This window comes from Paraburkholderia sp., assembly GCF_024281035.1.
Classification (GTDB): domain Bacteria; phylum Pseudomonadota; class Gammaproteobacteria; order Burkholderiales; family Burkholderiaceae; genus Paraburkholderia.
Genome location: NZ_JAMXLH010000058.1, coordinates 14,630 through 39,234 on the forward strand (window position 1 = coordinate 14,630; position 24,605 = coordinate 39,234).

Annotated in this window: 14 protein-coding genes; 11 read left to right on the forward strand and 3 right to left on the reverse strand. The window is 62.4% G+C overall.

The features are described 5' to 3' along the window. Positions 1 to 11: 11 nt before the first annotated feature. Together Q0L30_RS19720 and Q0L30_RS19725 are read right to left on the reverse strand one after the other, a co-directional pair. Complete coding sequence (locus Q0L30_RS19720; RefSeq protein ID WP_296660077.1) at positions 12 to 1,331, reverse strand: FAD-binding oxidoreductase; 1,320 nt, start codon at positions 1,329 to 1,331, stop codon at positions 12 to 14. An 89-nt stretch (positions 1,332 to 1,420) separates the two neighbouring features. Continuing rightward, positions 1,421 to 2,152 (reverse strand): GntR family transcriptional regulator, encoded by a 732-nt coding sequence (locus Q0L30_RS19725; RefSeq protein WP_296660079.1) that lies wholly within the window; start codon positions 2,150 to 2,152, stop codon positions 1,421 to 1,423. A gap of 720 nt (positions 2,153 to 2,872) precedes the next feature. On the opposite strand from Q0L30_RS19725, the gene Q0L30_RS19730 reads away from it, so the two are divergent. From Q0L30_RS19730 to Q0L30_RS19745, 4 genes are all read left to right on the forward strand, one after another. After that, on the forward strand, positions 2,873 to 4,237 hold the full coding sequence (locus tag Q0L30_RS19730; protein WP_296660081.1) for a DUF1329 domain-containing protein: 1,365 nt from the start codon (positions 2,873 to 2,875) through the stop codon (positions 4,235 to 4,237). Between the two features lie 75 nt (positions 4,238 to 4,312). After that, positions 4,313 to 6,157, forward strand: a complete 1,845-nt coding sequence (locus tag Q0L30_RS19735; protein ID WP_296660084.1) for a DUF1302 domain-containing protein — start codon at positions 4,313 to 4,315, stop codon at positions 6,155 to 6,157. A 76-nt stretch (positions 6,158 to 6,233) separates the two neighbouring features. Continuing rightward, entirely contained in the window at positions 6,234 to 8,594 is a 2,361-nt protein-coding gene (locus tag Q0L30_RS19740; RefSeq protein ID WP_296660087.1) for an efflux RND transporter permease subunit, read from the forward strand. 118 nt (positions 8,595 to 8,712) lie between these two features. Beyond that, the gene (locus tag Q0L30_RS19745) at positions 8,713 to 9,693 is read left to right on the forward strand and encodes a YCF48-related protein (protein ID WP_296660089.1); all 981 of its coding nucleotides are present in this window, start codon (positions 8,713 to 8,715) and stop codon (positions 9,691 to 9,693) included. Between the two features lie 190 nt (positions 9,694 to 9,883). Here Q0L30_RS19745 and Q0L30_RS19750 read toward each other — a convergent pair whose 3' ends face one another. Next, positions 9,884 to 12,613, reverse strand: coding sequence for a LuxR C-terminal-related transcriptional regulator (locus Q0L30_RS19750; protein WP_296660093.1), 2,730 nt, complete (start codon positions 12,611 to 12,613; stop codon positions 9,884 to 9,886). 257 nt (positions 12,614 to 12,870) lie between these two features. Here Q0L30_RS19750 and Q0L30_RS19755 point away from each other — a divergent pair, with 257 nt between their 5' ends. The 7 genes from Q0L30_RS19755 (at position 12,871) to Q0L30_RS19785 (ending at position 24,587) form a co-directional block, all read left to right on the forward strand. Next, positions 12,871 to 14,382, forward strand: a complete 1,512-nt coding sequence (locus Q0L30_RS19755) for an aminotransferase class III-fold pyridoxal phosphate-dependent enzyme (protein WP_296660096.1) — start codon at positions 12,871 to 12,873, stop codon at positions 14,380 to 14,382. A gap of 516 nt (positions 14,383 to 14,898) precedes the next feature. Beyond that, positions 14,899 to 16,821, forward strand: a complete 1,923-nt coding sequence (locus Q0L30_RS19760; RefSeq protein WP_296660099.1) for a hydantoinase/oxoprolinase family protein — start codon at positions 14,899 to 14,901, stop codon at positions 16,819 to 16,821. Between the two features lie 9 nt (positions 16,822 to 16,830). Continuing rightward, positions 16,831 to 17,280 carry an acetone carboxylase subunit gamma gene (locus Q0L30_RS19765; RefSeq protein ID WP_296660102.1) on the forward strand — a complete coding sequence of 150 codons (450 nt, stop codon included), beginning with the start codon at positions 16,831 to 16,833 and terminating at the stop codon, positions 17,278 to 17,280. After that, positions 17,277 to 19,406 carry a hydantoinase/oxoprolinase family protein gene (locus Q0L30_RS19770; RefSeq protein ID WP_296660103.1) on the forward strand — a complete coding sequence of 710 codons (2,130 nt, stop codon included), beginning with the start codon at positions 17,277 to 17,279 and terminating at the stop codon, positions 19,404 to 19,406. The genes Q0L30_RS19765 and Q0L30_RS19770 overlap by 4 nt, the downstream gene beginning before the upstream one ends. Positions 19,407 to 19,434: 28 nt before the next feature. Further along, positions 19,435 to 21,678: a hydantoinase B/oxoprolinase family protein gene (locus Q0L30_RS19775; protein ID WP_296660106.1), complete on the forward strand. Its 2,244-nt coding sequence runs from the start codon at positions 19,435 to 19,437 to the stop codon at positions 21,676 to 21,678. A gap of 9 nt (positions 21,679 to 21,687) precedes the next feature. Further along, positions 21,688 to 22,563 (forward strand): hypothetical protein, encoded by an 876-nt coding sequence (locus tag Q0L30_RS19780; RefSeq protein WP_296660109.1) that lies wholly within the window; start codon positions 21,688 to 21,690, stop codon positions 22,561 to 22,563. After that, positions 22,560 to 24,587, forward strand: a complete 2,028-nt coding sequence (locus tag Q0L30_RS19785) for an acetoacetate--CoA ligase (RefSeq protein WP_296660111.1) — start codon at positions 22,560 to 22,562, stop codon at positions 24,585 to 24,587. The genes Q0L30_RS19780 and Q0L30_RS19785 overlap by 4 nt, the downstream gene beginning before the upstream one ends. Positions 24,588 to 24,605 lie beyond the last annotated feature (18 nt).

Below are 24,605 nucleotides of genomic sequence, written 5' to 3' on the forward strand. Positions count from 1 at the left end.
CCGATGCGTCCTCAACTTTCGAGTCCTGCCTTGCGTTGCCCCCACCAGAGCGTGGCGTTGACGCCAATGGAGAGGAACGGCTCCGGCGGGGTCTTGTCGGGTCCCGACGTGGCCAGCAGAAAATCGATCTGCTCGCTACGCTTGCCCGCGAGCCAGTCGGCGAGCAGCGTGCCCGTCACGGTTCCGCGCGTGATGCCGAGGCCGTTGCAGCACAACGCGCCGTAGACATTGGGCGCAAGCTGCCCGAAAAATCCCTTGTGGTTGTGCGAGAGCGCGAGCGATCCGCTCCACGTGTATTCGAATTCCACTTTCGGCAGCATCGGAAAGCGTCGTTCGAACGAAAGCCGGTGGCGTTCGGCGAAGCGGGGGAGATAGTGCTCCTTCGGTCGTCCGTCCGGATTGAAGCTGAAGCTGTTGCGCACCAGAATGCGGTTGTCGTGCGTGCGGCGCAGCGTGCTGCCGAACGGGTCCGCCGGGATGACGCCCCAGAACGGCTTGCCGCCGAGCTGGTCCTGCTCGGCGCCGGTGAGCGGCCGGGTCAGGCTCGCATACAGGAAAACCGGCAGCATCGTGCGTTGCAGGAAGCCGAAGCGCATGCCGAAGGCGTTGTTCGCCAGCACCAGCTTGTCCGCCGTAATACGGCCGTTGCGATGCGCCAGCACGATTTTCTCGCCATAGTCGACATCGGTAATGGGTGTGTGCTCGTACAACCTCACGTTGGGCGGCAGGCTGTCGGCCAGGCCCTTGACCAGCGCCGAGGGTTGCACGAGTACGGTGCCGGGCGTGAACAGCGCCTTGCGGTAGAACGACGTGCCGATGTGTCCGGGCAGGTCCTTGCCTTCGATCACCTCGTACGCCTGGCCGAGCTTGTCGAGGCCGCGCCGATAGGCGTCGAGTACAGCCACGCCGCGCTCTTCAATCGCAGCCTGGTATTTGCCGGACGCGGTCATATGGCAATCGATGCCGTGCTTGCCGACCAGCTCACGCAAGATCGTCTGGCCGAGCACGTTCAGCTTGAGCGTGGATTTTGCCGTCGCGATATCGCCGATGTAGTCGTCGGCGCCGATATCGTGCGGCAGGTCGATCGCAAAACCTGCATTACGCCCCGAGGTGCCGAAGCCGACCTCCTGGGCCTCGATGAGAATGACTTCATCGTCGGGGAAATTCAGGGCAAGCTGCCGCGCGGCGGCAAGACCCGTGAAGCCGGCGCCGATAACGGCCCAGCGCGCCTTTGATTCCCCTGCGTGAGGCGGCCTCGGTTCGCGAGGCTGGCTTGTGTGATACCAGCCGCACATCTTGTCGTCCGCGGGGAGCGATGTCACATTAAGCATTCCTAATTCCTTGATCGCATATAAATCCGCGCCGCGTCCTCAGACGGGGCGGTGCACCGAAAAACGCGCGCACCCCCCCTGCGCGGCCCTTAAAACTGGATGGGTACGTTCAACCCTTCGGGAATCACATACTCCGCCATGCGCCGGCGCGACAACTCCATATGGCTGCGGACCAGTTCGCCGGCACTCTGTGCATCGCGAAGCGCGATTGCCTCGATGATCTGGTCGTGTTGCTCAACGGCCTTTTCCAGGTCTTTTTGCATGTCGCTCGTGGTGGGCGAGCGGTAAAAAATCTTGCCGAGGCGCGCATGGTCGATCAACACACGGCGCAGGCTGGGCATGAGATACGCGTTGCGCGCGATCCGGCCAATTTCGAAGTGAAACGCGTCGTTGTGCAGCACGCGCGACTGAAGGTCGTTCTCTTCGATCGAGATGCGAAAGAGCGCCTGAATCTGCTTCAATCGCTCCACGTCTTCGGGCGTGGCATTGTTCGCGGCCATTTGCGTGGTTGCTACGTAGATGAGCGGCGCTGCAAGGAAAAAGCTTCGCAACGACTGGTAGCTCATCGGCGAAACGCGGGCTGGCCTGTTCGGCTCAAGCTCCAGGTAACCCTCCGCCGCCATCTGGCGCATCAACTCGCGTACAGGCGGGCGGGAGAGACCGAACTCTTCGCTCAGGGCGAGTTCGTCGACTGCGGCGCCCGGAGCGAGCTCCATGCTCACGATGCGGCGCCGAAGCGTTTCCGCCATCACGTTTTTACGATCTGCTGACGCGCCCGATTCGGTGTCTGCGGCTGCCAGTTGAAGCTTGGTTTTTGCCATGGCTCATGTGTCTACAAACGGTAGACAAAGTATAGGTTGATGATAGTCCAAACAAAAATAAGGGTTTACGCGCTCCGTGGCTTGACCGGGGTTCCGGCTAAAGCGTGCCTGATGGCGGTTCCGGGATACGGCGTGTTCACACGGGCGGCGACGGGTTCCAGCGTACGTGAACCGGGCAGATTCGCCCAGACGGGGGGCAATCTGTTTTGTCGCGCGAGCGGCAAGTGAATTCGCCGCCAGGCGGCCGTTCAGGCAGCGGGCGAGTCGCGCCGACGAAGCCTCTCGAAGTCGGCGATGTAACGTTTCCTGTATTGCGCCGCACAAAAAGTGGCGGCGCCTGCTACGTCAGGCGCCGCTCTCCGGTGATCGGCTGACTCCGCTCGCCCCTACCCCCGTCCCCTACCAGCGGCAGGGGGGGCGTTATGACGCATCGCTTGTAGAGTCACCTCACAGATGCAGTGAGGAGACACATGAGCAGGCTCATCAATATCGACAACGGCGCACGTTGACGGACATCCGCGTCATCGACGGCGGCCGTATCGTTCATACCAGGACGATCGCCTGTCTTTCCTCTTCTCCTGATTTCATCGCTATGCGGACTTTGTCAGCGTGTTCCAGGCGGAATGCCGCCGGAAGCCGTTGAAAAAAAATCTACAAATAAGAAGTCCTGAGTTTGTCGCAATACGCACCACGAACGACGTAGAAATCGCAAGGAGAGACATGATGAGGAAGCACACAGTGGGTGCCGTGTCAGCAATCGCGGCCGCCTTGATGCTCGTGGCCGGCGCAGCCGCCGCGGACGATCTCACGCCCGCAGGCGCCGAGCGTGGGGCCAGCAAGGATGGCCTCGTGCCGGCCTTTTCCGGCGGGGGGGCAACGCCTGCTGGATGGGAGTGGGGCAAGTTCCGCGGCGACTTCTGGAAGCATAAGGACGAGAAGCCCCTTTACTCGATCGATGCAACGAACGTCGACAAATACGCGGACAAGCTCTCACCGGGCCAGGTTCAGCTGCTCAAACAGCAGAAGGGCTACCGGATGGATGTCTATCCGTCGCATCGCGAATGTCAGCTCCCGGAATTTGCCCAACAGAATTCAAAGGCGAATCTCACTTCGGCGAAGCTCGATTCATCCGGCGAAGTGATCCAGACTGCGGCGCTCCCGGGCGTGGCGTTCCCGGCGCCGAAAAACGGCGCCGAAGCCATCCTGAACTACGAAACGCGGTACCGCGGCGTAGGGGTTGAGTGGGCGCAATACATCACGACGATTTCCCCACGCCCGGGCAGCACCGAGTGGATCGACGTGGTCGGCCCGCAGGTTTTCTACGTCCCTGCGGGCAAGCAAGGCAAGACCTCGCCGCAGGACGTCGACCAGCTCAATTTCGCCGCCTACTTCGCGATGGAGTCGCCCGCGGCGCTGGCCGGCCAGGCCTTCGTGCAGCGGCAGTACTTCGACAAGACACCCGAAACGTTCTACTACTTCCCTGGGCAGCGGCGCGTGAGACGCATGCCGGCCTATACGCACGACGCGCCGCTCATCGGCTTCGAAAACCAGTATCTGATCGACGAGGCCAATATGTTCAACGGCTCCATCGACCGGTTCAACTGGAAGCTCATCGGCAAGAAGGAAATGATCGTGCCGTACGACTCGTTCGGCATGTACAGGTTCAAGAGCAAGCTGCACGACGTTGCCACGCCTGACGGCATCGCTGCCGACAATCGGCGCTACGAGATACACCGCGTCTGGGTCGTCGAAGCGACCGTGAAGCCCAGCGCACGTCACGTCGATTCGAAGAAAGTCCTCTATCTGGACGAGGACAGCTGGCTGGCGCTCGTCGGCGAGGACTTCGATGCACAGGGCAAGCTGTGGAAGGTGCGGGAAAGCTATCCGATCCCGGTCTGGGAGCTGGGCGGCGCCTGCGACAACGAGCCGTTCGTGCAGTACGACGTGATCAACGGGCGTTACGTATTCGATCAGTCGTCGATCGGTCAGGGCAAGGATATTCGCTGGTATCAGAAGATCGACGATCCGCGATTCAAGCCTGATTTCTACACTTCCGAGTCACTGCGGTCGGTCAGCGAGCGCTGAAGCACGATGTGTGGATGACCGGGCCGGCGTGCGCCGATGGCGCCCGCCGGCATCCAGAGGAGATGCGGAGGGGTGATGGAGACGAAGAAAATTGTCGGGCGGACAACGATTTCGCTCGCAGTCCTAAGCGCGGTGACATCGAGCGCGTACGGGTACGATTTCACGACGGGATTCAACGATCTGAAGGGGTCGTGGGTGACCAACCTCACGGCAGGTGCCGGGATCCGGACCAGGAGTCCGAGTTGTTCGCTCACAGGCGATCCGAACGCGTTCGGCTGCGGCGACGCGGCGAACGTCAATCAATGGGGGTTTGGCGACAACGGCGACCTGAATTACCGCAAGGGGCAGCCATTCAGCACTTACCTGAGTGCGACCAGCGAACTGCTGCTGACGATGCCGAGCGAGGGGCTCAAGTTCATGGTCCGCGGCACGGGCATGTACGACTTCCTCGCGAAAGACACGAACCGGACGCCGCTATCGAGCACCGCGGCGGCGCAGGTGGTCTATAACGCGCAGTTGCTCGACTTGTGGGGCGAGAAAGATTTCACGCTAGCCGGGCGATCCGCTCACGTGCGACTCGGCAACCAGGTGATCAACTGGGGCGAGAGCATCTTCGCGCAGAGCGGCATCAACGTAACGAATTCGCTCGACGTCCAGAAGCTGCTGATTCCGGGTACGCAGCTCAAGCAGGCGCTGCTCCCGGCGCCCATGCTGAGCTTCGCCGGGGATCTTTCCCACGGGTTCAGCACTGAGGGCTACTACCAGTTTCAGTGGAACGGCAACCGCTACCCGCCGGTCGGCACGTTCTGGTCGACGACGAACGGCTTTGGCCGCGGCGCGGAGCCGTTCACGCTCAACACGAACAACCTCAACGTGGCCGGCCCGAGCGCGGGCACGATTGCAACCGCGATGGGGGGGCCGGGCGCGGCAGGCAATCAGGATACGCTGAATGCGATCAGGAACGGTCTTGTCAACGGCGCATTCGCGGGGCCGCCGTTTTTCGATGTCGGCCTTCCATCCGCGACGAAACTGCCCGCGAAATACCGGCCGCAGTTCGGTGTGAAATTCAACTTTGCGCCGAGTTCCATCGGTGCGAACTTCGCGGTGTATTACGAGAACTACATCGACAAATCCCCGGTGATCACGTCGTTGGCGAACGGGACGACGCAATTCTCGTATCTCGGGAACCGCCAGTTGTTCGGCGCCAGTACCAATTTCGGGCTCGGCGACTGGGCGATCGGCGCCGAGGTGTCGTATCGCCCGCGCGATGCGGTGGCGTTGTCGAGCTGCTTCGGCGCAGGCGGTCCGCTCGACCTGAACACGAATGGCGTAGCGGGCGCCGATTGTCAGCAGTGGGTCGACAAGAAGAAGTTCCAGTTCGACCTCAACGGCCTGCTGGCGCTGACGCGCAGCGAGTATCCGTTCCTGAAGCTGCTCGGCGCGGATTCGGCCGCCCTGACGTGGGAACTGACGTGGATCTATTACCCCGGCCTGAGTTCGAGCGGCGTCACGCACACGGTCAACGGCCAGACGGTCACACAGGTACCGGCAGCCGGCTATCTGCCGTGGCTGAACAATAACTCGGGTCTCGGTTATCCCATCGCGATGGCGCAGGGTACGTCGAGTTCGGTCGGCGCGACGATCGATTTCAACTGGACCTATGACGGCACGCTGATTCCCGGCTGGCAGGTCACGCCAGGCATGACGTTCTCGGACGCGCTCTACGGTTATACGCCGACGTTCACCGCGAACTACCTGCAGGGTGCGAAGTCGCTGAACCTCTATTTGCTGTTCAACCAGAATCCGACCGTCTGGCAGGCGGGCATCAACTACACGATGTTCTGGGGCGGGCATCAGACGGTGGGGCAGCCGTATGCAGACCGGAATTTCGTCGGGTTGTTCGTGACCCGGAATTTCTGATGGGTGAACCCGTTGGGTGAACCCGTGAGGCGCGGCGCACACGGTGCGCCGCTGAAACATTTGAAGGGGTAATGTCGTGCTCAATCGTCTAGTCAGCCGGCTGGAAAAAGGCTTCTTCGGCCACCGAGCGATCGTGCTGGTGGTGATCGGCCTGTTTACCGCCGTCATGGCGGTCTTCGCTGTGCAGTTGCGGATGGACGCCGGCTTCGAGAAGCAGATGCCGATCGGCCATGAATACATCAAGACGTTTCAGCAGTACCGGAACGATCTGCTCGGCGCGAACCGGATCACCTTCGTCGTGCGGGCCCGCAAGGGTTCCATCTGGTCGAAGGAGGGGTTGACGCGTCTGTACAAGGTGACTCAGGCCGTCACCTACCTGCCGAACGTCGACCGGATCGGTGTCCGGTCGCTGTGGACGCCGAACGCGTTCGTCAATGAAATTACCGATGAAGGCTTTCGCGCCGAACCGATCATCTCGGGCAACATCACGCCCGACCAGTTGACGCCCGGGATCGTCGCGCAGATCCGTCGCGCGACGACGCTCGGCGGCTATGTCGGCACGCTCGTCTCGCATGGCGAAGACAGCGCGATGATCACGGCCGAACTGAACGAGCGCGATCGCTTCGGCAAGTCGCTCGATTACGTCGCGTTCAACCATCTGATGGAAGCGAAGATTCGCAAGCCGTTCGAGGATGCCGGCTACGAAGTCCAGATCATTGGTTTCGCGAAACAGATCGGCGACATCGCCGATGGCGCCACCGCCGTGCTCGGCTTCTGCGGGATCGCGCTGCTGCTGACCGCGCTCGCGGTCTACTGGTACTGCCATTCGGTCCGCTTCACGGTGCTGCTGATCTCCTGCTCGCTGACGTCGCTCGTCTGGCAGTTCGGCACGCTGAAGCTGCTGGGCTTCGGTCTCGATCCGCTTGCGGTGCTCGTGCCGTTCCTCGTATTCGCGATCGGGGTGTCGCACGGCGTGCAGCAGGTCAATTTCATCGTGCGCGAGATCTCGCATGGACATAGTTCGTTCGACGCCGCGCGTCACAGTTTCAGCGGCCTGCTCATCCCCGGCGTGCTGGCGCTCGTGACCGCATTCGTGTCGTTTATCACGCTGTTGCTGATCCCGATTCCGATGGTGCGCGAGCTGGCGATCACCGCGTCGCTCGGCGTTGCGTACAAGATCGTGACGAACCTGATCCTGCTGCCGGTCGCAGCGTCGTGCTTCAACTTCTCGAAAGCCTACGCGGATAGCGCGCTCGATCGCAGCCAGCGGCGCTCGGCGTGGCTGCGCCCGCTGGCGAGGGTGGCCGAGCCGAAATACGCGGCTGTCACGCTCGCGTTGACTGTGGTGGTGTTCGCGCTTGCGGCCTGGCAAAGCCGCGACCGCGTGATCGGCACGCTGCAGCCGGGCGCGCCGGAGTTGCGCGCGGATGCACGATTCAACCGCGATGCGACATCGATCGCGGGCCACTACGACATGGGCCTCGACTGGCTCACGGTCGCGATCGAGTCGAACGGAAAGGCGTGCGACAACCCGGCGGTCGGCCTGTATGAGGACGACTTCTCGGCGGCGATGCGAACCGAGCCGGGCGTGGTATCCGTACAGTCGTATTCGGCGATGCTGCGCACCTATAACGCGGGCTACAACGAAGACTATCCGAAGATGAACGTCGTCCCGATCGCCGCGGAAAACTATGGCGCGGAGTCGGTCGACGTCGGGCGTTTGAAGGGATACATGAAATCCGACTGCGGCATGACGGCGGTCCATCTGTACCTGACCGATCACAAGGCAACGACGATCAACCGGATTCTCGACGACGTGAAGCAATACCGCACGTCGCACCCGTTCCCGGGCATCACTGTCCGTCTCGCCGCGGGGAATGCGGGCGTGCTGGCGGCCACCAATGACGAAGTGGCGCGCAGCGAATTGCCGATGATGCTCTATGTGTACGCCGCAATCCTGATTCTCGTGTTCCTCGCATACCGCGATTGGCGCGCGATGCTGGCCTGCTGCGTGCCGCTGTCCGTCGCGACTTTCATCGGCTACTGGTTCATGAAGGAACTGCAGATCGGCCTGACCGTCGCCACGCTGCCCGTCATGGTGCTCGCGGTGGGCATCGGCGTCGATTACGCGTTCTACATCTATAACCGGTTGCAAGTGCATCTGGCCGGCGGCCAGAACATCGTGAAGGCGGTTCAGCACGCGATGCTGGAAGTCGGCGTTGCGACGATCTTCACGGCGATCACGCTGGCGATCGGCGTGGCGACGTGGAGCTTCTCGGCGCTGAAGTTTCAGGCCGACATGGGCAAGCTGCTCGCGTTCATGTTCCTCGTCAATCTGCTGATGGCGATGACCGCATTGCCCGCGCTGGCGTCGGTTCTCGAACGCTGGTTCCCGCGCAGCAAGCCGGCGCGCGCGCCGGGCCTGTTCAGCCACTGACTATCGCAACTGCAATTCGTAGCTGCAATTCGCGGCTGCAATTCGCGATGCAATTCGCGGGTGCAACGACAGCAATGCAGTCGTGAGCACCCGCAGGAACCATTACAGAGATTCAACCATGATCAAGACGCTTGTTACCGGGTTCGCGCTCTGCGCGGCCACAGTCTGTGCGGCCCCGGCGGCGCTCGCACAATCCGGCGGAACGGTCGCGGCCTGGTCCGCCAGGCCGGCGCACGCGTGGGTAGCGCCGACCCGCATGATGCTGATGGACGCCGCGCGCGCGGGCGCGCGCATCGTCGTGGTCGGCGAGCACGGCCTCGTTCTGCTGTCCGACGACGACGGCAAGTCGTTCCGGCAGGCGCGTACCGTGCCGGTTTCGGCGACGCTGTCGGCTGTAACGTTCACCGATGCGCAGCACGGCTGGGCAGTCGGTCAGTGGGGCGTGATTCTTGCGACGACCGACGGCGGTGAGACGTGGCAGAAGCAACGCATGGACATCACGGTGGACCAGCCGCTGTTCTCGGTGCTCTTTACGAGCGGAAAGGACGGGATCGCGGTGGGCCTGTGGTCGCTGATGCTCGCGACGCACGACGGCGGCAAGACGTGGGCCAAAGTGACGGTGCCGAAGCCGCCCGGCGCCAGCAGGGCGGACCGCAACCTGTATCACATCTTCGCGGACCGGCAGGGGGCGCTGTACATCGACTCGGAGCAGGGGATGGTACTGAAATCGACCGACGACGGCGCGAACTGGAATTACCTCGCCACGGGTGGTAAAGGCACGTTGTGGTCGGGTGTGGCGATGCCCGACGGGCGAATCGTGGTAGGCGGCCTGCTTGGCAGTCTGTTCCAGAGCGGCGATGGCGGCGCAACGTGGTCGCCTCTGAATCCGGGCACGAAGAGCTCGATTACCGATCTCGTTACAACCGGCAACGGGCTGCTGGGCGTTGGGCTCAACGGGCTCGTGTTTCGGCAACGCGAGGGCAGTGCATCGTTCGAGATCCATCAGCGCCAGGACCGGGCGGCAGTCACGGCGGCCGTGATCGCCGCGACCGGAAAGCCGGTTCTCGTTTCGGAGGATGGCGTGCTGGTCACGCACTGAACGGCGCACTGGAAAAAATCGGCAGAAAGGTGTGGTGCAACAGCGGGCTTGCTTAGCAAGCGCGTCGTCCACGCGAACGCTGTCACGGAATCCTTGTGGCAATTTCGACGGAGAACTCCCCCTTCTCCGTCTTTTCTTTGGCCGCTCAGGGTTGGCGTCGCAGTCCCGTCGCGATTGACGTCGACGATCGCTAACGCAGCAGTCCCAGTTCACGGGCCTTGACTGAAGCGTCTTCCCGGGAAACAGCACCAAGCTTCGTGAAAATATTCTTCACGTGCCACTTTACGGTGAGGTCGGAGCAATTCAGCGTTTTAGCGATGCTCTTGTTGGAGAAAGCATTTGAGACGAGCGTAAGGATCTCGAGCTCGCGCGGCGAAAGCCGGACGACGTTCGAATGCGCGGGCTGCTTTGCGCGGGCCTCCATTGACTCCGAATGCGATTGCCGTGAAGCGCCAGCCGTTAAAACTTGCGCGATGAAATCGAGTTCGTCAGCGGAAATATCTGAGCGCGATTTCACGAGTTCGAGCAGGCGCAGAGCAATTGCGTTCTCATCGAGAAAGTGGCGCACCATGCGATGGGGCGCGGCGATGGAGACAGCCAGCCGCATCGCGGCTACGGCCGCCTGTTCATGGTGTAGCGACCAGAGCGCGATGGCCTCGCGCACCTGGAGCGCCGCGGTTTGCCCCAGTCGGCCATGCTCGACGGACGTCTTGAGGAGTTGCCGATAGAGGTCCAGCGCGCGCTCGAAGTTCCCATCGATCATGGCGAGAACGGCTTCGCCCGATGTGGCGTAGAAACCGATCTCTGCCCAGGCACAATTGGCGTGTTCCTTGTACTCGGCCGCAAGTTGTTGCAACTGCCTCTGTGCCTGGCGGGCGGCAGGGCGATTGCCTCGATCGATCTCGACCGAGGTACGTTCTGCCAATGCCCTTGCATACAATCTGTCGAGGTTGAGCCGGGCGGCCAGCTCATCGGCCCGATCCAGAACGCGTAATGCATCGTCAAGCCGACTCTCGGCTCTGAGGAGCTTCACTCGCACCATATACGCTTCGATGATGCAGTCGGGAATGCACATCAATTCGATCAGCTGCAGATGTTCGAGCAGCATCGCTTCAGCTTCGACGAGGTCATTCTTCGCGTAGGCGGCGGCAATGGCGAAGCCAGCCGTGATGCCGTCGAATTCCGCTTTGCCGGTGCGCCTGGCTTCGATTTCCTCGATCGCCTTGTGCATCACATCACTGGCTTGCCGATACGCGCCTTGTATGACGAAGGTAAGCGCGATGACGCCGCGCGCGACGATTGGCGTAAAGACGCGTTGCTCGACTGGCATCATCCGCCCGGCGGGCATCAGCACGTCGCGCGCCCGCTCAAACTGGCCCGCGTGTGCGAGCGTGGCCGCAAGCACGTTTCGTATACCGAATGCAACCAGCGGATCGACCGTGGCCGGCAAAGACTCGTAGGGAGACAGGACATCCAGAGCGGCTGCCGTATCGTCCTGTTTCAACAGACACCAACTGCGCAGCAACGCAGCTTCACGGCGTGTGTCGACCGTTGAATTCTGGGGATGCGCATCGATGTCGTCGAGAAGATGGCGGGCTGCGTCAAGGTCCCCGCAGGCCAATTCCGCCCACGCCGCACAGAGCAGCAATTCCAGGCGAGCCAGGAGGGTGTTTCTGGGCAACGCGCCGATCCATTTGCGCACCTGGAGATATTCGCCTTGCCCGACCATCGGGCGGGCGACGCGCTCGACGAGTTCGACGCACAGGTTCATGTCGCCGGCATAGCGTGAGTGGCGGATGGCCTGCGCATAAAGGCCTTTACCCGCAAACCATCGCCCGGCTGCGACATTGATGTTGATCAATTCATCTTCGGGGAGTCGGCATAAGCGATCCCTCAGATATTTTCCAAACAGGGGATGAAAACGGTACCAGGTTTCGGCATCGCCCTGAGATTCGATTGGAACGATGAACAGATTTTCAGTTTCGAACTTCCGTAGCAGTTCTCCGGCCCGCGGATTCGCAGTAATGATTTCGCACAATCCACGATTGAACAGGCGGCAGGCGGCTGTATGCACCAGGAAAGCCAACTCTTCCGGCGAAAGGTTATCGTTGACGAGTTGATTAAAGTAATCGTCGACAACGTCACTATTGCGCGAGACCGGGCGGGCGGGGATGGACAGCGACCCAGGCCGGACATTGCGCGTATTGCGGATGGAATACGCGACAAGCTGCACACCGGCCGCCCAACCATCGGTGCGATCGTGTACTTCGCGGACCGTTGCTATATCGAGCGGGCCCACGCCCTGGCTACGCAAAAATGTCTCGGTTTCGGAAAGATCGAAGCGCAGCGCCGTGAAATCCAGTTCGGCTATTTCATCGTGCGCCCGAAGTTCCGAGAGTGGGAAGGGCTGGGCCAGGCGGGAAGTCAGTACGACGTGAAGATTGGATGGCGCCCATGCCAGCAGCTTTTCAAGAAGATGCCGGATGGGCGTTGCGGCGACTTCATGGAAGTCCTCCAGCACCAGATAAACGGGCTTCGAGTATTGATGCAGGTCGTTGACGACGGCAGCGGCGAACGCGTCCGACGCGCTGATGCCGAAGCGATTGAGAATCGATTTGGCATCCTGCCCAACGTGGCCGTCGAGTGTTTCGAGCCCGGCGGCGAGATAGGCCGCGAATTGAACAGGGTCGTCGTCGGCGCTCACGTTGTACCAGACTACGCTGTCGCCCCGGGCAATCAGACTCTTTCGCCAGAGCGCGGCGAGGCTGGTTTTTCCGGAGCCGGCGGGTCCGGAAAGCAGTATCAGCTTGCGTTGACGTTCATTTTCGAGCCATGCGAGAAGTCGCTCACGAGGGAGCAGGCCCTTGCCTTCAGGCGGCGCGAATCGAGTGGAAATGAGGGAAGTAAACGCGTTCGACATTGGGTACGGCTTTTCACAGTCACGCCGTCGTCGGCAAAGAGAAATAAGGTTAGCTACGCTAACGCAAGGCTCACGCTCTCGCAAGCGTGGCTATCCCCATATTGCGCCGCACAAGAATCGCTGCGCCAGCAAGGTCCGGCTTGGTTCATCGATTCTCTGCTCATTGCGCCCCCTACCTCCCTTCCCCTGCCAGCGGCAGGGGGGGCGGCAGGATGCATCGGCTGTAAAGTCTCCTCAAACACCCGGAAAGGAAACACATGAGCGGGCTCGCGATTTCTGGAAAATTTCTGGAAATACAGGAGCGAGCGGCCGCTCTACGCGATCGATGCAGCGAGCGTGGACAAATGCGCGACCTTGAGGGTGGCATGTTGCCGTTTGAATACGATGATCAGTTAATGCCAGGAGACGAAAAGATGAACCAGATCGATACCAGCGCGCAGATCGAATCCGATTGTTTAATCGCGGATGTCAAACACCACTTGCACCCCGTGACGAATCCGCAAACCCTGGAGAAATTGGGCCCCATCCTCGCTGGCGACGCACAGGGCGTCTACGTTCGCCTCAATGGGGAAAAACTCATTGACGGGCTTTCCGGATTGGGGTGCGTGAACGTTGGCTACGGAAACGAGAAGTTGTGCCACGCGGCGTACACGGAAATGAAACGCCTTTCGTTTTCCCACGGCTTCGTCGGTCAAACCAGCAACACCGTTGCCCGGCTTTCGGAAAAGTTGGCAAAATTAACGAACTACGATTTCGATAAATTCTTCTTTGCTTCAACGGGCTCCGACGCGAATGAATCGGCGGTCAAACTGGCCTATTACTATTGGCGACTGAAAGGGCAGCCGAAGCGTAAGGTGCTGCTGTCACGCGAATACGCCTATCACGGCAATACGGTGCTCGCCACAGCGCTGACCGGAATCGAGCACTATCATTTCCAGTTCGACTTGCCGCTCGCCAGCCTTGTCAAACGCGTCGAGGCGCCGTATGCGTATCGCTGCGGGGTGGGCCTGACGCCGGCTGAGTATGTGCGCAAACTCGCTGACTCGCTTGAAGAAACAATCCGGGAGATCGGGCCGGAAAATGTCGCCGCATTCTTCGTGGAGCCGGTTCAGGGCGCAGGCGGCCTGATTATGCCGCCACGTGGTTATCTGCAGGCCGTGCAGGAAATCTGTAACCGCCACGGTGTGCTGCTGATTGCAGACGAGGTGGTCACCGGCTTTGGCAAGACAGGATCGATGTTTGCATACCAGCATTATCAGTTCAAGCCGGACATCATCACCATGGCAAAGGGTATTACGTCTTCGTATTACCCGCTTTCCGCGGTCGGTCTGAGCCAGAAGGTTACGGATGTGCTTTCGACCGCCAACGAAGAGTTCGTGCATGGCTTCACGAACAGCGGTCACCCGGTCGCAGCCGCTGTCGCTTTGGCGAACATTGAGGTTATTGAGGAGAACCGCCTGCTCGATAACGTGAAGAATGCAATTGAACCGGCGTTGAGGCGGGGGATGGAAAAACTCGCGAAACATCCGGCGGTGGGAGAGGCGCGCTCCCTCGGGGTCATGGCGGCACTGGATTTTTGTCACGGCGATTCCGTGGCACAACAAACGGCCTTTTGTGAGAAAGTTGCGCTCGAAGCTTTTACCAGGGGGCTGGTGACGCGTCCCATGGATCCCGTCCTCGGGCTGCTCTTCCCGTTGATTACCACAGCCGCGGAAATCGAGGAGAGTATGACGATCCTCGAAAGTGCGATCAACGCCGCAATGCTATAAGCGCCTCTGCGTGGCTGCTGATTTCCGGCAGCCACGTCAAGGTTTGGTGGCATTGTCAACCTGTTCGCCCGTCGCGCTGGTTTGCAGCGCCGCATCACCGGCTCACGCACCCGGGTGGGTCGAAGCGAATTCTCTGCCCGGTTGTCGAGCCTCTTGTTGCGCCGGCGCTCAACGCGCCGGCTCCCTTCGACGTTCGCTGCCGAGTCGTCGCCTCGTCGCGTCGTCGCGACGGCGCCGCCCGGTACGTCGCGCACCGCGCCGCGCCGGTCAACGGTCCGCCACAGCCTGTGCTCCCTGCCATTAATCGTTACGGCGATTTCATTCAGACATCCTTGTCGATGCGTCCCGGTGCCGTCCAGCGGGCACGCTTCGCGATCGCCATATCGGGTTCATTGTCCGGCGCCGTACCGTTCCGGTTACCCCCATAATCCCCTGCCATCCATCCCCTGCCACTGGCAGGGGGGAGTTTCGATGTATCGCTTGTAAAGTCTTCTCAAACACGCTGAAAGGAGAGACATGAGCAAGCTCATCAACATCGACAACGGGGGCACGTTGACGGATATCTGCGTCATCGACGGTGACCGTATCGTCCATACCAAGACGATCACCACCCCCTACGATCTGTCGAAATGCTTCATCGACGGCCTCAGGAAGGCATCGCAAGAACTCTTTGGCGAAGAGGATCTTGTCGCGCTTCTGAAGGATACCGCGCATATCCGCTATTCCACGACGCAGGGCACGAATGCGCTCGTGGAGAAGAAGGGGCAGCGGCTCGGCTTGATTACCGATCGCGCCGCCGATATGCAACTCTTTCGGCGTACGCCGAAAGAAGATGAAATGTTCGCGGCGCTGGTCGGTGAGCGCTTTGCGCAGATCGACGCGGATCAGGACGGAAGCTTCGACACCGTGGCCATCGTCGAGACCGTTAACCGCCTGACGGCGGATGGCGCTCAGCGGATCGTCGTGAGTTTTTCCGGCGAAAACTGCGCGGAGCGGGAGGCCAGGTTCGGTCACGAGGTCCTGCGTCTGTTCCCTCGACATCTCCTTGGCGCCGTGCCGATTCTCTACGCCAGCTCTTTGTCGAGCGATGCCGATATGGGCCGGCGCACGTGGACCGCATTGAACAATGCCTTCCTGCATCCGGCGATGGAGCGCTTCCTGTATCACGCGGAAAACCTGCTGCGCCCGTACCGCATGCGCCAGCCGCTCCTGATCTATCGCAATGACGGGTTCTCGGGCCGGGTCGCCAAGACCACTGCGCTACGCACGTATAGCTCCGGCCCGCGCGGCGGGATGGAAGGCGCGCTGGCCTATGCACGGCACTATGGTTTCAAGAGCCTCGTTTCATTCGACGTCGGCGGCACCACGACCGACATTGGCCTGATCGAAAAAGGCGGTATCAAAAGCCTGAACCGTGGCGATATCGAAGGCGTCGCTTGCTCGTTTCCGCTGTGCGACATCGTCAGCATCGGTGTCGGTGGAGGTTCGATCTTCCGGGCGAAGGAAGGGCGCATCGCCGTGGGCCCGGATTCGGTGGGCGGTGCGCCTGGGCCGGCCTGTTTCGGGCTCGGCGGACAGCAGGCGACGATTACCGATGCGTTGCTGCTGATGGGGTTGATTGACCCCGCAACCTATTTCGGCGGAAAGATGAAGCTCGATGCCGCACGCGCTGCGGCGGTGATCGAGGAAAAAATCGCCACGCCCCTCGGCATCGGCGTGCCTGCGGCCGTGCATGCCATGTACGAAGCGTGGATCGACGCGATTGCCCGCGGTATCGAATCCTTCACGAAGATCACCCCGGACATGGTGTTGATGGCATTCGGCGGCGGCGGTCCGATGGCCGCGCTCGCGACGGCGCAGGCTCTCGGTCTGAGCACGGTGCTGGTGCCCCGGCTGGCCGCCGTCTTCAGTGCCAGCGGCATTGGTTTCTCCGATATCGCGCATACGGCGGACGCGCGCCTGCCGGGCGCGGATCCGCAGGCTTGCCAGGGCGTACTGGATGCGCTGCGCGAAAAGGTGTTGCGCGACATGTTCTCAGAGGGGTTCGAGGCAGATCAATGCGCACTCGAGGTCTGGACCGAGCGTGGTGAAGTTCGCGCCGCGCTGGATCCGGTTCGTCCGGAATGGCCCTCGAACGTCGATGGCGACGTGATGCTGGTTGTGCGGGCCCGTAAATCCCTGCCGCACATGCATCTGCCCGTGGTGGTGGATCTTTCGTCGATTTCCCCGAAAGAAGCGGGTGTTCGCCGTCTGCTGGACAAGCGTTCCCGCACGGACGAGAGCTTGCCGCTGGTCCGGGTCGAGGATCAGCAGCCGGGCACGCGCGGCGTGGGACCGGCGGTCATGGAAGAGGCCTTCTGGACGTGTCCTGTCCTGCCGGGCTGGCGCTACGAATTCACTGCGAACGGAGACATCGTTTTCCGTCGGGAAGCAATCTAGGAGCAGGCAATGAAAGTTCTGGTTACCGAATACCTGAGGATCGATCTCGATACCGAGCAGTGGGAATGCCGGCACTGTGGCCGCGTGCATGGTTCGGCCCGCGAGAATTACAAGAAGTTCATGCTGATCCACGCCCGCAATCCGCAGGAAGTGCATCGTCCGCTGCTCAATCCCGAGCTGTACCCGATGTACAACTTCTCGCCGGACCCGAAGGTGTGCGCGATTTACGAGTACTACTGCCCGGACTGCGCAACCATGATCGAAGCCGAGTACACCGTGCCCGGCCACATGCCGCTGCACGACATCGAATACGACATCGATGCGCTGAAGGTGCAATGGTCCACGCGTGAGGAAATCAGCGAAGGCGGCACCGGCCCGGACAACAAGCGCCCGGCGAATTGCCACACGCACGGCCATCACCACGGTCACGCGCACGCCCAGCACGGAGGTCAGGCATGAAGCGTATCGCTGTCGATATTGGCGGGACATTCACCGACTGCTTCGTGTGCTGGGGCGGCAGGTTCATCCAGTCCAAGGCGCTGACCACGCACCAGAACCTGGCGCTGGGTTTCAATGAAGCACTGGACGAGGCCTGCGCGGAGCTGAACGTCGATCGGCGCACCGTGCTGTCGGAAGTGGATTCGGTGCGCTACGCCACGACGCTGGGCACGAATGCGTTGATCGAGCGCAGCGGCCCGCGTGTGGGCCTGCTGATCACGCAGGGTTTCGATTCGACGGTGCCGCTGTCGCGCGGCCGCGGCTATGCCGACGGCCTGCCCTATAGCGAAGCGCGCGACCTGACCCGTGCCAGGCGGCCCGAGCCGCTGGTGTCGATTCCCCTGATCCGCCACGTGCGCGAACGGGTGGATTACAAGGGCGACGTGGTGATGCCGCTCGACGAGGAAGCCACGCGCCGCGCGATTCGCGAACTGGTCGACGCGGGGGCGCAGGCCATCGTGGTGGCGCTGGTCAACTCGACCGACAATCCCGCGCACGAGTTGCGTGTGCTGGAGTTGTTCCTGCAGGAGTATCCGGCGCAGATGCTGGGCGCGGTGCCGATGATCCTGTCGCACCAGGTGGTGGGGCGCAAGGGCGAATACGTGCGGGCGACGTCGGCCATCATCGACGCGATGCTGCACTCGACCATGTACTTCGCGATGACCTCGCTGGAGCAGAACCTGCGCGACAACGGCTATTCGAAGCCGATGCTGCTGGTGCACAACTCCGGCGGCATGGCCCAGCTCAACTCGACCGATGCGCTGCAGACCGTGCACTCGGGTCCGGTGGCCGGCATTCACGCCGCGGAAACCCTGGGCCAGCAAGGCTCGGTGGGCAACATCATCTGCGGCGATATGGGCGGCACGTCGTTCGACATCGGCATCGTGGCCGAGGGCGGGCACAAGCACTACGACTTCAACCCGGTGGTCGATCGCTGGCTGGTCTCGGTGCCGATGGTGCACCTGGTCACGCTGGGTGCGGGCGGCGGTTCGATCGCCCGCTACGACCCCGTGTTCCAGACGCTCCAGGTCGGTCCGCAATCGGCGGGATCCGATCCGGGGCCGGCGTGCTACGACCGGGGCGGTCTGAACCCCACGGTGACCGACGCGGATCTGTTGCTGGGCTATCTGGACCCGGCCAATTACGCCAACGGGCGCATCAAGCTCAATGCGCGCCGCGCGAGGCAGGCGCTCGAAGAGATCTGCGACACGCTCGATTGCGATGCGATCGAGGCGGCGCGGCGCATCAAGCTGCTGGCCGATGCGTCCATGGCGGCGGGCCTGGTGCGCGAGCTGAACCAGCGCGGCTACAAGCCCGAGAACTTCGTGTTCCTGGCCTATGGCGGCAATGGTCCGCTGCATGCGTGCGGTATCGCGGCGCAGGGCGGTTTCGACCGCGTGCTGGCGCCCCCGTACAGCTCGGTGTTCTCGGCCAGCGGCGGCGCGGGCCTGAACCAGATGCACATCCACGAGAAGAACACCACGCTGGCCTTCTATCACAAGCTGCTGCAGACGGTGTTCTCGGATTTCCCCACGTTCAACGCGATCGTCGAAGAACTGGAAGACCGCGGCCGCCGCGATCTGCTTCGCCAGGGGGTGCGCGCCGAGGACGTCGAACACCGCCTCGAACTCGATATGCGCTACGGCATGCAGCGCATGGAGATCGCGCTGGTGGCCCCGAAGCCGCGCATCGAGTCGCAGACCGACGTGCTCGAAATGATCCAGATCATGAACGACGAGTTCGCGCGCCGCTTCGGCGCCGACACCGTGTCGCCCGAATCGGGCATCTGGGTGACGGCAGTCCGGGTGGTGTCGTTTGTCCGCAGCGACGCGCTGCGTTTCGACAACATGCTTCCGCCCGCAAGGAAGCTTGCGACACCTGCGCCGGTGACGACCCGTCAGTGCCATTTCCCCGGCCACGCCGGTGCGAGGCAGACGCCTGTGTACAACAGTGCCGCGCTTGAGCCGGGCGTGGTGATCGAAGGTCCCGCGATCGTGAATCCGGGTGCGACAACATATCTGGTCGAGCCGGGCTGGCGCTTCGAATCGGCCGCGCAGGGCGCGGTGTGGTTCATCAAGAACGCCTGATTGAAGGCAAGGATCTGGAGACAAATTCATGAGCAGCAATCAAGCAAAGAGCGAGCAGGACATCGTCCGCGAGTTCGTGGAGGGCAAGAAGGCCTTCCTCGCACCGGACGCGGAGATCATGCGCAACCACCACATCGCGCCGCGCAGCGCGTGGGAAGAGGAGGCGCTCGCGCAGGGCATGAACACCGATCTGTATGCGGAGATCCGCACGCAGCTTCAGGCCGCGCTCGACGAAACGTTCGACCTGGCGGAACTCACCGTGGCTTCGCCGGCCGCGCAGTGCGGCGACATGTCGACCGCGATCTTCACCGCGAAGGGCGACATGGCGGTGTGCTCGAACCGCGGCGTGGCGGGCTTTTCGGTCTCCCTGCACTATCCGATCCGTTTCATCGCCAAGTATTTCGAGAACGACCCGACGGTGGGCGTGCGCGAGGGCGATGCCTTTCTGATCAACGATTGCCGCTACGGCGGCATCCACAGCCCCGACCAGCATCTGTTCATGCCGGTGTTCTCGAGCGGCAAGCTGATTTCGTGGGTGTGCTGCGCCCTGCATGAAGGCGAGGTCGGCGCCCGCACGCCGGGCGGCATGGGCCCGATGATCGAAAGCAAGTGGGACGAGGGCTTCAAGGGTTCGCCGCTCAAGCTGGTCGAGAACTATCGGATCAAGACCGACGTGCTGACGCTGGTGCAGAACAACTCGCGCGAGCCGTACGTGATTCTGGCCGACATCAAGGCGCGTCTGGCAGCTTGCCGCACGCTGGAAAAGCGCATGAAAGAGGCCGTGGTCCGCTATGGCGAAACCGCCATGGTGGGCTTCCTGCGCGGTTCGATCGAACTGCTGCGCGACGAGGTCAAGCGCCGCCTGCGCGAGTTGCCGGACGGCACGGTCCGCGTGCGCATGTTCATGGACGAGACCACGCGCGAGCCGATGATCGCCAGGATTCCCCTGACGTTCAACAAGCAGGGCGATCGGCTGGTGATCGACATGCGCGGCTGCGGCCCGCAGTTTGCCAACCGCTCGATCAACAGCCTGTTGCAGACGCAACTGATCTCGCTGGCCATCGCGCTGTCCCACCATGTCTGGCCGGACCTGCAGGCGGGACCGGCGCTCGTCGACTGCGTCGATGTCCTGACCGACCGGAACTCGCTGCTCGATTGCGACAACGAAGTGCCCGTGGCCCTGTGCATGATGGCGGCGTTCAAGGCCATCAGCTCCTACGAGCTGGCGTTCTCCAAGTTCTACTACGGCGTGCCGAGGCGCTACGGCAAGGTCAAGGCGGCCTGGTTCAACCAGCCGCAGATGGTGATCTACGGCGGCCTGACGCAGCACTTCGATACCGTCGGCAATGCGTGCGCCGACCTGAACGGCATGGGCGGCGGCGCCAAGTGCGACGAGGACGGCGAGCACAGCCCGAGCCCCAATTTCGGCGCCTATACCGACCTCGGCGAGGCGGAGCACACCGAGCAGAACCTGCCGTACATCAGCGTGATCTCGAAGCGCCTGTGGCCCGATAACCACGGCTTCGGCAAGTATCGCGGCGGCGCGGGCTACCAGATGGGCTTCATGCGCGCCGGCACCATGCCGTTCGGCTTCCAGACCTTTGTGGGCGGGTCGTACTTCCCGTCCACCTCGGGGCTGTTCGGCGGCTATGCGTGCCCGGTGTATTCGGTCTGCACGATCCGCGGCAAGAACCTGCTGGAAGACCTGCGCGAGCGTCCGCATCTGTTCAACGCCAACATCGAAGACCTGATGAACAAGCGCCCGTTCGAGGGCGCGACGTATACCGCCCAGTCGATGTCGGTGCCGTTCGACCTGTACAAGGAAGGCGAGCTGTTCATGATGAGCCAGGGCGGCGGCGGCGGTTACGGCGACGTGCTGGAGCGCGATCCGGCGCGCGTCGTCAAGGATCTCGAGGAAGGCCTGGTGTCGATGTACACGGCGCGCGAGCTGTATGGCGTGATTTGCGACGAGCAGACCTTCCTGCTGGACCCGGTGGCGACCGAGGCCAGGCGCGCCGAGATCCGTGCGCAGCGCAAGCAGCGCGGCATGAAGTGGGACGACTTCGTGCGCGAGCACGTGCGCGCGACCCCGCCCGAGGGCGTCCAGTACTTCGGTGTGTGGAACGACGCCCCGGAGGTCTATGCCGGCCCGTACGGCACGGTGGCGTCCACCGAGGCCTGCCCGCCGCTTCATATGCCCGACCCGATGGTGCTTGAGAACGCACGCCTGAAGGCGCGCATCGCCGAACTCGAAGCGAAGGCTCACGAATAAGAGAAAGCCATGGGAAATACATTGCGGCAATCCATAGCCGAAGGGCGATCAGTCTGGATCGACGGCTACCAATATTGCGCTGCGCTGTTTGGCACCTCGGTGCCATGGCTCGACCAGGCTGCTTTTTCCGCGTTTCACAGCAAGTTGCAGGGCTTGCTGCGCTCGGACGTCGTCGCACTTCCGGTAGAGGAAGTCGCGGCGGCGCTGCTCGCGAGCGAGCCCGGCCTGACGAAGGACATGGCGGCCAAGGCGCGCGCCGCCTATCCGTTGCGCCGGCTGCTCGAAGACGAGCGTCTGAGAGCCGCCGTCACGAGCCTGCTGGTCGTGCTGCGCGCGGCCAGCGCCTCGTCGCCGCTCGCACTCGTCATTCCGTCGCCGCGACGCTGGTTCGCGCTGGCGTACGAGGCGGCGCGAGGCGAGCCGCCCAGCGAGGACATCGCCCGCGATATCGACGAGATCGACGGTGCCTCGGTCTATGTCGCCGACTTCCTGCGGGTCTTCGCCGAGAGCGGCGTCGACATCCTGCTGATCGCGGAGACGCCTGGCGAGGCGCCCGCGGACCTCGAAATGCTGGAGGCCTATCAGTCCGTCTTCAATGCCGCGCGTCATTATCGGTGGGAAATCGGGCTGCTGGATACCGGCGCGACGGTGCCGCCGCAGCGGGGCGAATACCTCGATGCGGTGATCACGCGCGCACCGGACGGCGGCGGGATGGCCGGCGGCGTGGTCGACGAAGCGTTTTTTGACGGAGGGGACGTTCCGGCATTCGGCACGGGTTGCTTCCACTACGTTGTGGTGCCGCCGCAGACGCGGCCGGAAGGCGTGCTCGAACGCCTTTCGGAGTTGCGCGCGCGCACCGGGATCCTGCATAGGGAGAAAAGATGATTTCAGAAGGCGAACTGCTGTGGACGCCCTCCGCGGAGCGGGTCGAGAGCGCGAACATCACGGTTTTTTCCAAATGGCTGCAAAAGAAGCGCGGCCTGAATTTCGTCGATGACTACGAGGCCCTGCGCCAGTGGTCCGTCGCGCACTACGAAGATTTCTGGGCGGATTGCTGGGCGTTTTTCGGCATCGTGTCGGATACGCCCTATGAACGCGTGATCGATCGCCCGGCGATGCCCGGCGCGAAGTGGTTCGAGGGCTCTCGCGTCAACTTCGCGGAGCACATGCTGCATCGGGGTGGCGACGACGACATTGCGTTCGCGCACCTCTCGGAAACCCGTCCGCTCGCGTACATGACGCGAGGCGAGCTGCGCCGCGCCGTGCGCGCGGTGGCAACCGAGCTGCGCCGCCTCGGCATCGTGCCGGGCGACCGCGTGGTGCTGTACATGCCGAACGTGGTGGAGACGGCGGTTGCGTTCATGGCGTCGGTCGCGGTGGGCGCGATCTGCTCCAGCGCTCCGCCGGAATTCGGCGTGCAGACGGTGCTGGACCGCTTCTCGCAGATCGCTCCGAAGCTGCTGTTCGCGGCGGACGGCTATTGCTTCGGCGGCAAGCATTTCGACCGCCGCGAAGAAGTCCGCAAGCTCGTCGCGGGCCTGCCGACCCTGGAGCACGTGGTCTGGATGCCGTATCTCGACGAGCAGGCGGTGTGTCCGGTGGCGGGCGCGGTGCTGTTGCCGGATCTGTTGAAGGCCGCGGATCCGGGGCAGGACGCGTTCGCGTTCGAGCGCGTGGCCCACGATCATCCCTTGTGGATCGTGTATTCCTCCGGCACCACCGGGCTGCCCAAGCCGATCGTGCATTCACACGTCGGCGCGCTGCTGGAGCTGTCTGTGACGTTAGGGTTCCATTGCAACATGGGGCCCGGCAAGCGGATGTTCTTCTACACGACGACCGGCTGGGTCATGTGGAATCTCGTGCTGTCCGCGTTGCTCACGGGCGCCTCGTCCGTACTCTTCGATGGTCATCCGGCCGCTCCTGCGCCCGATCGTCTCTGGCAACTCGCTCAGGAAGCCGGGGTGACGATGTTCGGCGCGAGCCCCACCTTCGTTCAGTTGATGGAAAAGGCCGGGATCAAGCCGCGACAGTCCTGTAACCTCGAGAAGCTCGAATCCGTCCTGCTCGGCGGTTCGCCCGCGACGCCCGAGACCTTCGCGTGGTTCTACCGGGACGTGAAGGAAGATCTCTGGGTCACTTCGCAGAGCGGCGGGACGGATATTGCAAGCGGTTTCGTCGGCGCGTCGCCTACCTTGCCGGTGTACGCCGGTGAGATCCAGTGCCGGATGCTGGCCCGCGACGTCCAGGCATGGAGCGATGACGGAAAACCCCTCGTCAACGAAGTCGGGGAACTGGTCTGCGTCAATCCGATTCCGTCCATGCCGATCGGCTTCTGGAACGATGTTGGCGGTGAGCGCTATCGCGAGTCGTACTTCGATTATTTCCCGGGTTATTGGCGCCACGGCGATTTCATCAAGATCAACGAGCGGGGCGGCTGCTATATCTACGGCCGGTCCGACTCGACCTTGAACCGCTATGGCGTGCGGATCGGCACGGCGGAAATCTATCGGACCGTCGAACAGGTCGAAGGCGTGGCCGACAGTCTGATCGTCTGCTGCGAGCTGCCCGACGGCGGGTTCTTCATGCCGCTCTTCGTCAAGCTCAAGGACAACGTGCCATTGGACGCGGCGTTGATTGCTCGCATCAATTCGGCATTGCGCGAGCACTGCTCGCCGCGTCACGTTCCCGATGCGATTCTCGAGGTGGCGGCGGTTCCCTATACGCTGACCGGGAAGAAGATGGAAGTGCCGGTGCGCAAGATTCTGATGGGCTGGCCGCCGGAAAAGGCCGCCAATCGGGACGCGATGGCCAACCCGGCGGCGCTGGACTTCTTTATCCGCTTTGCGGCGGAAGGGAAGGATGATCGCTGGCAGGAAGTGCTCAGGAAGGCCCGGGCCGCCGCAGCCTGACCGTGCTGACGAAGAGGT